Source organism: Coleofasciculus chthonoplastes PCC 7420 (assembly GCF_000155555.1).
GTDB classification, from domain to species: Bacteria; Cyanobacteriota; Cyanobacteriia; order Cyanobacteriales; family Coleofasciculaceae; genus Coleofasciculus; species Coleofasciculus chthonoplastes_A.
This window is the reverse complement of the sequence record NZ_DS989842.1, coordinates 367,726-381,609: the sequence shown is the minus strand read 5'-3', so window position 1 is coordinate 381,609 and position 13,884 is coordinate 367,726. Positions and strand designations below refer to the sequence as shown.

Annotated in this window: 11 protein-coding genes and 1 pseudogene; 6 read left to right on the top strand and 6 right to left on the bottom strand. The window is 44.9% G+C overall.

The features are described 5' to 3' along the window. Nucleotides 1–729: 729 nt before the first annotated feature. Nucleotides 730–2,124: an IctB family putative bicarbonate transporter gene (locus tag MC7420_RS03480; protein WP_044204725.1), complete on the top strand. Its 1,395-nt coding sequence runs from the start codon at nt 730–732 to the stop codon at nt 2,122–2,124. A gap of 166 nt (nt 2,125–2,290) precedes the next feature. Next, the gene (locus MC7420_RS03475; protein WP_006098715.1) at nt 2,291–3,445 is read left to right on the top strand and encodes a DNA cytosine methyltransferase; all 1,155 of its coding nucleotides are present in this window, start codon (nt 2,291–2,293) and stop codon (nt 3,443–3,445) included. On the opposite strand, the pseudogene MC7420_RS03470 reads toward MC7420_RS03475, so the two are convergent. From MC7420_RS03470 to MC7420_RS03455, 4 genes and pseudogenes are all read right to left on the bottom strand, one after another. Further along, nucleotides 3,442–3,655, bottom strand: a pseudogene (locus MC7420_RS03470) (type II toxin-antitoxin system HicB family antitoxin). The gene MC7420_RS03475 and the pseudogene MC7420_RS03470 sit on opposite strands and share 4 nt — an antisense overlap. Before the next feature lie 13 nt (nt 3,656–3,668). Next, complete coding sequence (locus tag MC7420_RS03465; protein WP_044204722.1) at nt 3,669–4,988, bottom strand: ATP-binding protein; 1,320 nt, start codon at nt 4,986–4,988, stop codon at nt 3,669–3,671. Nucleotides 4,989–4,991: 3 nt separating this feature from the next. Beyond that, on the bottom strand, nt 4,992–7,136 hold the full coding sequence (locus tag MC7420_RS03460; protein ID WP_006098594.1) for an nSTAND1 domain-containing NTPase: 2,145 nt from the start codon (nt 7,134–7,136) through the stop codon (nt 4,992–4,994). A 100-nt stretch (nt 7,137–7,236) separates the two neighbouring features. Then, a complete protein-coding gene (locus tag MC7420_RS03455; RefSeq protein WP_044204960.1) occupies nt 7,237–7,809 on the bottom strand; it encodes a transposase in 573 nt (190 codons plus the stop codon). A 73-nt stretch (nt 7,810–7,882) separates the two neighbouring features. Between MC7420_RS03455 and MC7420_RS39095 the strand changes: the two genes are divergently transcribed. The 3 genes from MC7420_RS39095 to MC7420_RS43195 are packed head-to-tail and all read left to right on the top strand — an operon-like array spanning nt 7,883 to nt 8,373. Continuing rightward, the gene (locus MC7420_RS39095; RefSeq protein ID WP_006098583.1) at nt 7,883–8,035 is read left to right on the top strand and encodes a hypothetical protein; all 153 of its coding nucleotides are present in this window, start codon (nt 7,883–7,885) and stop codon (nt 8,033–8,035) included. A 31-nt stretch (nt 8,036–8,066) separates the two neighbouring features. Next, nucleotides 8,067–8,219, top strand: coding sequence for a hypothetical protein (locus MC7420_RS41115; RefSeq protein ID WP_006098583.1), 153 nt, complete (start codon nt 8,067–8,069; stop codon nt 8,217–8,219). 25 nt (nt 8,220–8,244) lie between these two features. Then, nucleotides 8,245–8,373 (top strand): hypothetical protein, encoded by a 129-nt coding sequence (locus MC7420_RS43195; protein ID WP_006098695.1) that lies wholly within the window; start codon nt 8,245–8,247, stop codon nt 8,371–8,373. Nucleotides 8,374–8,547: 174 nt separating this feature from the next. Here the strand turns inward: MC7420_RS43195 and MC7420_RS03450 are convergent, their stop codons facing one another. Both MC7420_RS03450 and MC7420_RS39090 read right to left on the bottom strand, forming a co-directional pair. After that, nucleotides 8,548–12,531 (bottom strand): magnesium chelatase subunit H, encoded by a 3,984-nt coding sequence (locus MC7420_RS03450; protein ID WP_006098491.1) that lies wholly within the window; start codon nt 12,529–12,531, stop codon nt 8,548–8,550. A gap of 232 nt (nt 12,532–12,763) precedes the next feature. Further along, entirely contained in the window at nt 12,764–12,988 is a 225-nt protein-coding gene (locus MC7420_RS39090; RefSeq protein WP_157453014.1) for a hypothetical protein, read from the bottom strand. Nucleotides 12,989–13,304: 316 nt separating this feature from the next. Between MC7420_RS39090 and MC7420_RS03445 the strand changes: the two genes are divergently transcribed. Continuing rightward, the gene (locus MC7420_RS03445) at nt 13,305–13,868 is read left to right on the top strand and encodes a Uma2 family endonuclease (RefSeq protein ID WP_006098683.1); all 564 of its coding nucleotides are present in this window, start codon (nt 13,305–13,307) and stop codon (nt 13,866–13,868) included. The last annotated feature ends 16 nt before the right edge of the window (nt 13,869–13,884 follow it).

Sequence of the window (13,884 nt, the reverse complement as noted above, 5' to 3'; positions counted from 1 at the left end):
TTTAGTTCCTCAAGCGCTAAAGCGCTTACTACAAACTGATCGCGTCTCCAGGATTGGAGGTGAGTGATCTGCGATCGTTTGAGTTGCGAGATACTCAGGCGCTGCTGTTAGAACGAGTGAGTTAAGGGAAATGTTTGTAGTAGGCACTTTAGTTCCTCAAGCGCTAAAGCGCTTACTACAAACTGATCGCGTCTCCGGGATTGGAGGTGAGTGATCTGCGATCGTTTGAGTTACACGATACTCAGGCGCTGCTGTTAGAACGAGTCAGACATTAGATGAGATTAGGGCACGATAGTATCGTGTCCCTACCGAATCAATATAATCTGCCTATAGTAACCGGATTCAGGGAGATAAGGCAGAGAATCTAGAATCCGCGATCGCATCATGATCGAGTATAAGTTTTCCTGTAGGGGCGACCCGCTTGCCCAAATGAACAACGGCGTCCACTCACTTTGATCGGGTCGCCCTTTACTCAACCCTTTGTGTTAGAAAGTGTTGCTTGAGAGTTAGATGTTTTCCTGATATAGGGTTGATGGAATAATGTATTACTCAGGGTTTTAACTACGCATCGCTCTCTTGGTGGAATGGCAGGCTGATTAAGGCTGGTGGGCAATGCCCACCCTACGGTATATCAGGGGTTTCGGCGATTCCAAAATGTAAATTTTCAGTGCCATCGCTTTTAGGTGCGATCGCGTGCTAAATCGGAAACAATCAACCAATCACCAATCTATGAATTCAGTGTGGCAACAGGTTACTCTATCGAACTTACGTTTCTATCAGTGGCGCGGCGCTAGCTATTTATATCGCGTCGTGGGATTGCTGCAAGCTTGGCGGCGGGGGAGTTGGCTGCTTCAGTGGGCGGAACCCTTGGGCGCGTTGCTTGTGGCGATTGTGTTTGCGGTTGCGCCCTTTGTCTCTACTGCCCTCATCGGGGTGTTGTTAATTGCTTGTGCGGGGTTTTGGCTACTGCTGACTGTATCGGATGAGAGAGAACGCCCTCAGGTGACACCGATTCATCTGTTGGTTTTACTGTATTGGTCAATTGCCACCGTTGCCACAGCCATGTCCCCGGTGAAAGTGGCAGCCCGTCAGGGGTTGGTGAAACTGACGCTATACTTATTACTCTTTGCGTTAATGGCACGGGTACTCAGGTCAACCCGTCTGCGTTCTTGGGTAATCGGCGTTTTCCTGCATATTTCGTTAATTGTTAGCGTTTACGGGATACGACAGTGGTTTTTTGGCGCAGAAGCGTTGGCAACCTGGACGGATACTAATTCGGCGGCGGCGGATTTGACGCGGGTTTATAGCTATTTGGGGAATCCGAATCTATTAGCGGGTTATTTGATTCCGGCTGTGGCGTTGAGTTTAGCGGCGGTGTTTGCTTGGACGAGATGGCTTCCAAAGGCGTTAGCTTTAACCATGTTTGTAGTGAATTCCGCTTGTCTGGTTCTTACGTTTAGTCGCGGCGGCTGGATTGGTTTTGTCGCCTGTCTGTTTGTCTTCTCCGTTCTGGTCGTGTATTGGTATAGTATCCAATTACCGGAAAAATGGCGTCCTTGGGCAATGCCTGCGATGCTGGGGAGTTGTGCGGCGGTAATTATTCTGGCGGTGCTATTTGTTGAACCGGTACGAGTGCGAGTGGCAAGTATTTTTGTCGGGCGGGAAGATAGTAGTAATAACTTCCGGATGAATGTATGGGCGGCGGTGATTGATATGATTCGCGATCGCCCGATTATTGGTATTGGTCCGGGAAACAATGCGTTTAATCAGATCTATCCCTTGTACCAACGTCCTAAATATACCGCATTGAGTGCCTATTCTATTTTTTTGGAAGTGGCGGTAGAAACGGGTTTTATTGGCTTGTTTTGCTTTCTCTGGCTACTCGTGGTTACGGTGAATCGTGGTGTACAACTGATCAACCGACTCCGCACCCTGCGGAATCCTCAAGGCTTTTGGTTAATTGCCGCGATCGCTACCATAGTAGGAATGTTGTCTCATGGTTTAGTAGATACAGTTTGGTATCGTCCTCAGGTGAGTACAGTATGGTGGTTGATGGTGGCAATTATTGCCAGTTATTATCTGCCGCCTCAAGCTGATACCTCAACGGCTGTGCAGGATAGCTAGTACCCACATTCCGCACTTCACAATGTAATACGTGATCAAGTTATCGGTTTTCCCCGATCATGATGTAGAGACGTTGCATGCAACGTCTCTACATCTTCTTCATCCTGGATAAAGAACGTGTAACCATGTTTTATAATGAGGGAATCAAAGTTGCTGAAAAACAGGGATGGAAAAAATTAAATTTATTGATTTATTTGCTGGAATTGGTGGATTTAGAATCGCCTTTGAACAAACGGGATATAAATGCGTGTATTCTTGTGAAATTGACCCCAAATGCCAGGAAGTATATTTTAATAATTTTTTAGATAAACCCGCAGGTGATATTAGGGAAATAGACATTAATAGTATTCCTGACTTTGATGTTTTAACGGCGGGGTTTCCTTGCCAGCCTTTTAGTATATGTGGCAAAAGAAAAGGTTTTCAGGATACACGAGGTACCTTGTTTTTTCGTATTTGTGAAATAATCGCAGCCAAAAAACCTCCAGTTATTCTCCTGGAAAATGTAAAACATTTAATGCATCAGGATAAAGGGAGAACCCTAAAGGTGATTTTGTACTCTTTAGAAGATTTGGGATATAACGTCAATTATAGCCTGCTGAATTCTAAAGATTTTGGAGTCCCCCAAAACCGGGAAAGAATAATTATTGTTGCCACCAAAAATAAACAATTTAATTTCAATAAATTGAAGAAAAATAAGTGTGTAGCAAAATTAAAAAATTTTCTATTCAATTCTGAAAATTTTGAATATTTAGAGCCGGACAGCTATACCTTAATAGATAAACCCAAACAACAGCAATCGGGATTAATTTTTGTAGGATATCGGAATAATAAGAGTATTTGGAAAAAAGGAGTTAGACCCAATACTCATCATTTATCTAGGGTTCACCATCAACCAAATAGAATTTATTCAGTAGAAGGCATACATCCTACAATACCTTCTCAAGAGACATCGGGGCGATTCTTTATTTATCTCAGCCAAGAAAAGGCTGTTCGCAAATTGACGATTAAAGAATGTTATAGAATTATGGGATTTCCTGAAAATTTTAAGCGGCACGAAAATTTAGGAGAATGTTACAAGCAAGTGGGAAACTCGGTCTGCATTCCCATGGTTTCTGAAATTGCTCATCAATTAAAGGAACAAATATTTATTGGGAGTCAGGGGGAAGAGAATGGAAATGATTTTATAGCTGAAAATAAAGAAAAAACTGATATCATGGACACACGAGAAAGGGCGCACGTCGGTGCGCCCCTACTGTCGAACAGAGAAAGATCGAATACACCGACGCAGAAACGCGATCGCACTTCTGTCTTGAGCAATTAGGCGAATATCAAGCGACCTTTGGGTTCAGGAATCGGACGCCCTAACTCGTTGGCGGTTTCAATCCACTCGGAGCATAATAACTTCTACATTTTGCAGTGCTTCTTGGTAAGTTTCGCCATCAGCAGCACAACCTGGTAATTCTGGCACTTCGGCAATAAATGCCTGGTCTTCTGAACTCCAGTAGAGGCTAATTTCATAGCGAAGCATCATTTTTCCAATAGATTTAACCTCCACCTAGCAAGGGTGGTAGTTCCACGCCAGTTAGTTTTAATACTGATCGACCAACTTTTTCAATTAATTGTTTATTGTTCTTTACTAATTCTACAGTTTTTCCTAGCTTGTCTGCCTGCTTTTGAGTAACTAAATTTCCCCAGACTTTACGACGCTCACTCAACTGTTCCGGAGGACTTGATTCAATCTCCTTGATTATCCACCATTGGAAAATAGGAGAAAATATTCCCCAGGCTGGTGGATTCGTCTGAGTTCGATTGAGTAAACCTCGCTCGGTTAGTTCATCGAGTTCTCGTTCTCTTTGGCTAAAAATATTGCTTAAGTCACTTAAACTGTATTGAGCATCGGTAATTTCACCCTCAAAGTCTTGTAAGGCAATGAGCATCAACAGCATTCGCTCAATCTCACTAGCTCCTTCCCATAAGCTTTCAAATACAGAACGCGCTTCGACTTTAAATCGCTCTCCCACTGGAGTTAAGTCTCTTAGCGGAAAACCTGACTCTATTCGCTGGTCGAAAATCTCAGCAGCAGCAATCTGGGCAAGGTGAGGATGATAACCGGATAAGTAAATAACGTAACGAGTTTCTAAAGGGATAAAAGATGTCTGTTCTGTCTGTTCAACTCGCTGTAACAGGCGAAGTATATCATTGTCGCGAAATCTCTGTAAGCGGTAACTGGCAAACCCATTTTCAAATGGAGACATACCCTGAACAGCTAGAGGTTTGCATAATTCTTGAAGGGAGTAGCGCGTCGCAACAACTAGATTGGCTTTATTAGAATCTCTGGTTGTTAAGGAACGTAGTCCCTGTAAGAAGGTGCGAGTGCTGTCAAGGTTTTCGGTGTCAGTCCGAATTAAAGCGTCGAAATCATCCAAAACTAAAACAATACGTTTGCCAGCGCCTGCGGCTACATCAAGAATCTCATGAAAATCATTTGCTCCTAGTTCAGTACCTTCTTCTATCCGTGCTAGCAACGCCTGACATTTTTCTTTGATTGGACTATCTTCAGTTTTTCTCTCTAGAGTTTTGGTGGCTTGAGTCCAAAAGTTGTTTGCTGTGAAGGGGATGACGATGTCCTGACAGTTGAAAAAAGTAAAAATATAGTTTTGGAAGTGTGCTTCTCGCCAGTCATGTGGTGGTTCAGCAATGTATTGAAGCATTAGGCTTTTACCCATGCATCGCTCACCATATACGTTTAATGCACCTCCTTCCGCAACCAGGGGGCTGAATAAACGACTGGCTCGCCTGCGATCTACAATAGCTTGTTCTGGATGAGTTCCACTCCGAATAAAAGGATTGATTAATGGATTCACAACTTATCTATCTCCAAAGTGTAATCTTAGGAAAAATTTGGAAACTTGAAAACTTAAAGGTTCAACTCGTTGTAACATACTTTGCAATATTGTTAAGGCAATTGCCATTAGAATAAGAATAACTGCAAAAATAATGATGGGTGATAGTAAAGGGTCAACAATATAACTAATTAACTTAATTAAATTTATTTTTATCCCAATAAAGACACAGGCTATTGTTATAGAAACTAAAATGAAAACAATATATATATTAAAGTAGCTATGAGCTGCTTGTTTTAATGCATCTTTTTCACTTTGCTTTAATTCAAATCCTACATCCTCTAGATTTTTACAGACTCTATAAACTTCTTTCCATTCTTTTCTAAGTTTAGAAGCAGAGACTATAATTCTGTTTAAAACTATTTCCTCTTCTCCTTTTATTTTATGGCAAATTTCAAAATTCGTAAAAGCATTTAATTTATTTTCTAGGTTTTTATAGGCTTTGATCAATTTCTTCGATATTTCTTGGAGTTGCTGGAACTCGTCTGCTGGTTTATACTGTAGTGTTTTATTGGAGTCTAAATAATCCTGAGCTTCTTGAATACATCTTTGCCACTCTATCATAAGACTTTTTTCAAGTTTTTGCTGCCAAACTTCACGATTTTGCAGCTTGAGCAGTTTCTCATATTGCTCGGCTGCAATAGAAAATTCACCCTCTTTTTCAGATTGTTGAGCATAGTCCACTAGAGCTTCCACGAGTTCTGGCATAACATTGCGCTTATGTAAGTATAACTTCTGTAGGGTGTCTGCTCTGCCAGCTAAGTCACCGCTAAGTCGGTAGGCTTCTGTTAGTCCCCGCAAAGCTTCACAATAGTTAGGAATATATTCAAGTGCCTCTTGATAATCCTTAATGGCTAGGTTATACTTTCCAGCCTGACGCGCTTTCTCCGCAAACTCATAGCGGCTTTGCGCTAGGATGTATTGAATGTCAATTTCTTCTTCTCGGCTCGGTTCTAGAGATACATTTTTAGTAATCCAGATTCGTATTATTTCAATCGCTATGCGAACACCCTGAACATCACCCACTAATAACTCCCATGCTAAAAGGCTATCTAGTGTATCGGTAAGTTCATCCCTTTCCAGTCGGATACGATTTGCCAAAAGTAACTCAATAATTTCCTCTCGACAGGCGGCTTTCTCCTCACTTGTTAACTGAGCTACTGCAGCTAGTACACGCTCCTCTAAAGCAGGTACACGGACTATGCTAGCAATAGCTCCTTCATAAGCTTTGAGAACATGAGGGATAACCGTCTCTACATCTTCCACCGTGGCAATATCGCGTTCTTCTTCAAAAACTACTCGTTCAAAGACTTCTGAACACAAAGCTTGGGTAAGATGAGGATGACCGCTAGTCAGTTGATATATACGTTCTATCGCATTCGGTTCATAAGTTAGTAGTTCTGACGCGGGATTAATGATGAGTTTCTCTGCCTCTTGTTTTGAGAGGAAACTAAGGCGAAATTGTACAGCTGGACTGACGATAGGATCATACTGAATTGGTAATCTACCAATATGTCGCCCAACTGTAAAAATCCACTTCAACCGTTGCTCTCCAGCCACCAATTGACCCAAAAAGGGAACTAATTCCTCATTAGCTCTATTACCTGTCTGCTCTCCTAAGTTATCAAACTCATCGACTATAATTACCAGTCCCTTTTTATCCAGACGTTCAAAAACTTGGGGTAACCAAACATCGCGGAACAGGATAGGATTAGATTCCCATTCACTCAGGCTAGGAACAGGAAGTTGAATCTCCTTGGCAATAGTGTTAGCTAAATGCTGTTGAAATTGGGGCAGTGTGTCCTGAACATAGCGTTGAATATCAAAGATAATCGGTAACAGGGGCGGAACCTGCAAGTATTCTTGTATCTCAAAGGCAACGGGTACCATAGGCAAGATCAGCCGTGCCTGCCCAGCCTGGTTACTCAGAAAATTAGGTAATCGTTGTAAGAACGAAGTCTTGCCAATGCGACGTTGTCCTTGTAGCAGAACAACATTTGAACGAATTAGAGCTTGGCATACTTTAGATAACAGTTCGGTTCGCCCGTAAAAGTCAGTTCCTGTAACTGGAGGACCGACTTTATAGGGGTTAACGGTAAGGAGGGTCATTACTCGATTAGGGATCGGGGCTTATTTAATAATTGTAGAGATGTTTTGGAAAAACGTCCTCTAGTTGGTGCTGGAGGAGACGTGAATGTAAGTTATCCGATTACATCCACAAATTTGCGGGATTGTCTTTGTCATCTTCCCATTTAGCCGGATTATTGATAATATAGTCTCGAATTCGGTCTAATGATTCATCAGCGCGAATGATGTGGTCATAAAATCGCGGTTGCCAAGCAAAAGATTCGTGACCGTTTTGCCTACACCAGCGAGTGACAGATGATTTGTAACCGTTTACGATAGACTGCAATGAATTTGGCTTTAGTGGTCCAAATTTGTTGGCAGAATCTTTTGACTGGCTTGGGGATTGGTGTAGAGACGTGCCATGGCGCGTCTCTGTATTATGTGGGCGGTCGATTACAATAATTCCATGGATATGATTGGGCATGATCACATAGGCATCAATACACACATATTTGAAATGAGTGGGAATTTCTGCCCAGAATTGTTGGGCGATTTGCCCAATCTTGGACAGGTGTATTTCTCCTGATATTACATCACCAAAGAAAAACGTGCGATCGCGTGTACAAATGGTGACGAAATACCAGCCATTTGCGCTATAGTCTCTGTGGGGTAATCGGGTGGATTCAACCCGATATTTTCCTTTGTACAAGGTCATGGGTTTGTACAGGGTTATGGGTTTTCCCCGATCATGATGTAGAGACGTTCCATGGCGCGTCTCTACAATGGTCATGTCACCGACTATAACATCAGCGAATAAAAATGTGCGATCGCGGGTACAGATGGTGAGGAGATATCAACCCTTTGTCGCCTGGTGGGTTAATGGGATTCCACCCGATATTGGTTTTATACAAGATTATGGGTTTTCTCCGATCATGATGTAGAGACGCGCCATGGCGCGTCTCTACAATGGTCATGTCACCGACTATAACATCAGCGAATAAAAATGTGCGATCGCGGGTACAGATGGTGAGGAGATATCAACCCTTTGTCGCCTGGTGGGTTAATGGGATTCCACCCGATATTGGTTTTATACAAGATTATGGGTTTTCTCCGATCATGATGTAGAGACGCGCCATGGCGCGTCTCTACAATGGTCATATCACCGACTATAACATCAGCGAATAAAAATGTGCGATCGCGGGTACAGATGGTGAGGAGATATCAACCCTTTGTCGCCTGGTGGGTTAATGGGATTCCACCCGATATTGGTTTTATATAGCAATCCTAAATTGATTGTGGCAATTTTCAAAACTGAAACCCTTGCTATACCTTGATTTCAAGCCGTCTACTTGTTGCATCCTATTTAGGATTGCTATACAAGATTATGGGTTTTCTCCGATCATGATGTAGAGACGCGCCATGGCGCGTCTCTACACAATCGTCATGTCACCGACTATTCTATCCCTTCAATCCGATCCTCAACCTCCTGATACAACTCGCGCAACATTTGCAGATTACTCTCACTCGTCTCCCAATACCCGCGTCCATTCACTTCCAACAACGTGGACACCACCTTGCGGAAGGAATGAGGATTCAAATTCATCAACCGCTTCCGCATTTCTTCATCCTGGATAAACGTCTCATTGGCTTCCTCGTATACCCAGTTATCTACCGCGCCAGCCGTTGCACTCCAACCCATCGTATTGACTAACCGCTTCGAGAGTTCTCGCACGCCTTCATACCCGTGACTCAGCATTCCCTCATACCATTTCGGGTTGAGTAGCTTCGTCCGCGCATCTAAACGCACCGTCTCCGATAACGTCCTTACCTGGGCGTTTGCTGTCGTCGTATCGGCGATATAGGATGCAGGCGTTTTCCCATCTTGACGCAGGGTTGATACCACCTTCGTCGGATCAGAATCAAAATAGTGAGACACATCCGTCAAACTAATCTCTGAGGAATCCAGATTTTGGAACGTCGCTTCCGCCGTTTTCAATGACGACTCGAAAATCTGGCGATTCTGTTCCATCGTTCCCGGATTATCTGCACTAAAGGCAAAGGATTTCCGCGTCAGGTACATATCCTGTAACTCGGATTCGCTTTCCCACGTACTATTCTCTACCGCCAGGTTCACATTCGCTGCATAAGAACCCGATGCATTGGAGAACACCCGCGTCGCCGCTTGGCGCAGATTAATTCCCATATCTTCTGCTTGTTTTACCGCGTGTTTGCGAACAAAGTTCATCTCCTCAGGTTCATCCGCCTCAGCCGCCATTTTCACAGCTTGATCTAACAGATTCATCTGGTTGATGAACAAATCCCGGAATACGCCAGAACAGTTAATCACCACATCCACCCGGGGACGCCCTAATTCCTCCAGGGAAATCAGTTCTAACTTATTCACTCGCCCCAACGCATCGGGAACAGGTTTCACCCCAACCATCCACATGATTTGTGCCAGAGATTCCCCGTAGGTTTTGATATTATCGGTTCCCCAGAGGACACAGGCAATGGTTTCGGGCCAAATTCCGCCATTTTCCGCCCGATGTCGCGCCAATAAGCGGTCTACGACAATTTTTGCCGATTTTATGGCGGCGGTGGTGGGGATGGATTGGGGGTCAAGGGCGTGGATATTTTTACCGGTGGGTAATACATCCGGGTTGCGGATGGGATCACCGCCGGGTCCGGGTAGCACATATTCCCCCTCCAACGCTTTCAGCATCGCGCCGAGTTCGTTATCCGCCACGACTTGCTGGAGACAGAATTCCAGATATTCAAACAGGGGCTTAATTGCATCAGAGTCAATCTGACAATACCCCGCATCAATTAATGCTTCAATCCAAGGGGTGCGTTTCCGCATATTAAAGAAATTCAGACTCGTTACCTTGGACACCCGCCCCTCGGCATCGGTTTGGGCTTGGACTAACGCCCCTACAGCCGCGCGAGTGGCTTGGGTGATGTCTTGGAGTAACTGTACATCCGCTAAGACACCTCGGTCGTTATTTTGATAGATCTCGTCGATATCCCGGTTAAGGCTGTTGGCGATAATTCGGGGGAGACTCAGGATTTCTTCCTCTGGACGATCCAGACTGGCTATATTAACTAAAGTCGCGATCGCTTCCTCAGCCGTGGGTGGTTTGCCAATGACGTGTAACCCACAGGGTAACAGCCGCGACTCAATCTCCATCAGCTTTTTGTAGACTAACCCCACTAGGGTATCCCGTTCCTCGGAGGTCAGTTCGCTGGCGTCTTTTTCCGGTAAGGCGATGTCTTTATCCAGATTCACCAAGCGGCATTTATCCATAATTGTGTTCACAATTGGAACGCCACGTCCGGTGTCTTTCAGGGTTTGATAGGACCCAATTAATTCATTCAGTTCCTTCAATCCTTTATATAACCCTGCATTCTCCGCCGGGGGGGTGAGGTAGGAAATGGTTTCGGCGTAACTGCGCCGTTTGGCGATCGTGGCTTCACTGGGATTATTCGCCGCGTAATAGTAGAGATTGGGAATTGAACCAATTAAGTTATCTGGGTAACAATCTCCCGACATCCCCATCTGCTTACCGGGCATAAATTCCAATGACCCATGAGTCCCAAAGTGCAGTACGGCATCCGCTTGCCAGAGATGTTCTAAATAGGTGTAGTAGGCGGCAAATCCGTGGTGAGGACTGGCGGAACGGGAGAACAGTAGCCGCATGGGATCACCTTCATAGCCGAAGGTGGGCTGGACGCCAATAAACACATTGCCGAATTGCTTACCATAAATCAGCAGGTTTTGTCCATCACTATTTAAATGTCCTGGTGGTGGACCCCAGTTTTCTTCTAAACGGTTGGAGTAAGGGGTAAACCGTTCATACTCCATCACGGACATCCGGTAGGCAATATTCAGTTCTGGGGTTGCATATTGGGCTTGGGCGTCATGGATGACTTCTTGCATCAAGGCTTCGGCGGATTCGGGTAAGTCTTCCACGTCGTAGCCGTTATGCTTCAGGGCTTCCATGACTTTATAAATTGACCCGAAGACATCCAGATAGGCGGCGGTTCCCACATTCCCTTTATCTGGCGGGAAACTAAATACCGTAATCGCCACCTTCTTATCCAGTTTTGGCTTACGGCGCAGGCTTGCCCATTTCAGCGCCCGGTTTGCCACGGCTTCTATCCGATCCTGAAGCGCGATCGCTTTCCCGGTGGTGCCATCTCGTCCGGATAATATAATCGGTTCGATTGCGCCATCGAGTTCTGGAATAGCAATTTGTAGGGCTACCTGAATCGGGTGCAGTCCCAAGTCACTCCCTTCCCACTCTTCTGTGGTTTGGAATACTAAGGGTAATGCCACCATATAGGGACGGTTGAGGCGTTTTAAGGATTCTATGGCTTTGGGATGATCTTGTCGCGCTGGACCCCCAACTAGGGCAAATCCGGTCAAAGACACTACCGCATCCACTAGAGTAACGTTGGCTTGTCCCTTACTGCTGGGCGTTTCATAGAAAAAGGCATCCACGGGTTTGGAGAAATCCAATCCCCCAGCAAACACAGGCAGAACCCGTGCGCCCATGGCTTCTAATTCCTGTACCATTGCCACATAATGGGCATCATCCCCAGTTACCAGGTGGGTACGTTGCAGAACTAAACCGACACAGGGGGCGAAGGGATCTTTTAAATCCTCGGAGATATCGTCGCGATTGTTATACCAGGTGAGATACTCTTTGACATCCTCAAACATCTTGGTCGACAGGGGATGCCAGATACCCATATCTGGGTAAACCACCGGGTCTTTAAATTCTAGGGTTTTTCCCTTAAGCACATATTTATCTGCCAGCATTAACAGGAAGTTTTCCAGGTTCTGGGAGGAACCCCCTAGCCAATACTGGAATGAAAGCATAAAGTTGCGGGCGTCCTGTGCCTTGTCGATAGGCATATATTTCAGGACTTTGGGCAGCGTCTGCAATAGCTTCAGCATCCCGTCTTGGAAGGATGATCCCGATTTTTCTTTACGCTTCTTCATAAACTGGGCGATCGCACTCTTGGATTGACCCAGTTGTGCCATGGAGAAGCTGCCTAATTTGTTTAGGCGCATCACCTGAGGCATGGAGGGGAATACCACCGCTGCATCTAAGCGATCGCGATGGGGTTGAACGGCGGCGACTACCTTATCCGCTAAGTCTTCGATAAAGATTAGCGAGGCGATAAAGATATTCGCTTGGGCAATATCCTGCTCAAATGCCTGATAGTTTTGTTCGTCGCGGAGTTCTTCGATTAAGTAGCCACTGATTTCAATGGCGATATCCGGCTGATTTTGATTAATTGAACGAACCGCCGCAGATAAGGCACTTTGGTACTGTGGCTCTAGCACGACATAGACCACCTTCAGTACATGACGATTCTTGGGGTCATCGGGGGTGATGTGACGAATGGTGGACTTGACGTGAGTGAACATACTGTTCTCGCTCCTTTTGATGCGTGTTCTCTTCTCATTGATAGGGTTCCAGGGAAGGTTGGCTTGATTTCCCTTGGAATCGGCTTGGCGTTACAGTTAGGGCAACTTTAGTGGTTTTACCAGAAAATGCTGACCGATGCAGCGTTTTCGCCCGCGTTTGACACAATTCGATAGGAAGTTGCTCACTTTACTTTACATTTATTTACATTTACTAAAGTATTCGCTCTAAATATTATTCACAAAAATTTACACTTAACTCAATCTGGGCAAAATTATACTGTTCTAGAGTAACTGGGGTACATGTAGTTACATAATATTGGTAATTCTGGTAAACAGGGACACAAAGACACAGAATCCCCAGCGAGGTTAGTCGTTGCGCTGTCTTCGCTAGATGCGATCGCACATCCATGTAAGCGGGGGTACTGATCCGTACAGCCCCGACTCCCAGACGTTCCACTGGAGGAGTAAATCCCTTTTTGCCATGGCGAGGAGAAAGTCGCAGCTACACAAACAAAGGTCAGCCGGGAAATAAATTTCCGGCTAATAGCTAAAGTCAGCTCAAGCTGACTAGACGTTTTAACCCGTTTAAACGGGTTTTAGCTTTAAGCCGGAACTTGAGTTCACGGCTCTTAAAGCAATAAGTGCGATCGCAAAGGCAGACAGCCATAGATAGGGTATAACTGATGAAGAATGCCGATATTAAGTTTGGACAAGTTAACAAGTGAGTTGTTGAGTGATCTTGGTTATATCTGCCCAGATAAGGAGATAATGCGATGACAACGGCACTGAATTTAGAGCCAATTACCACTCTGACATCAGAACAGTTTGTTCAATTGTGTCAGGCGAATCCCGATTTACAGCTTGAACGTTCAGCGAATGGAGAATTGATTATTGTGACACCTATCGGTGGTGAAAGTGGCAGCCAAGAAGCGAGTTTGATTGCAAAAGTTGTAATCTGGAATGAAGAAACTCAGTTAGGAGTGGTGTTTAGCTCTCAGACTGTATTTAGTTTACCCGGAGGTGGCGATCGAGCTCCCGATGTCGCTTGGGTTGAGTTGCAAAGGTGGGAGGAGTTAACTCAGGAGGAACGAGAGGGGTTTCCACCGATTTGCCCGGATTTTTTGATTGAACTACGTTCTCGCACGGATAGATTAAAGCCGCTACAGAATAAGATGCAGGAGTATTTAGCGAGTGGGTTGCAGTTGGGTTGGTTGATTAATGCCAAAGAGAAACAGGTGGAAATTTATCGCCAGGGGCAAAAGGTGGAGGTGCTGGGGATGCCTGTGGTATTGTCAGGGGAGGATGTTTTGCCAGGGTTTCGTTTAGAGTTGAGTTAAGTTATCGCAACGGCTA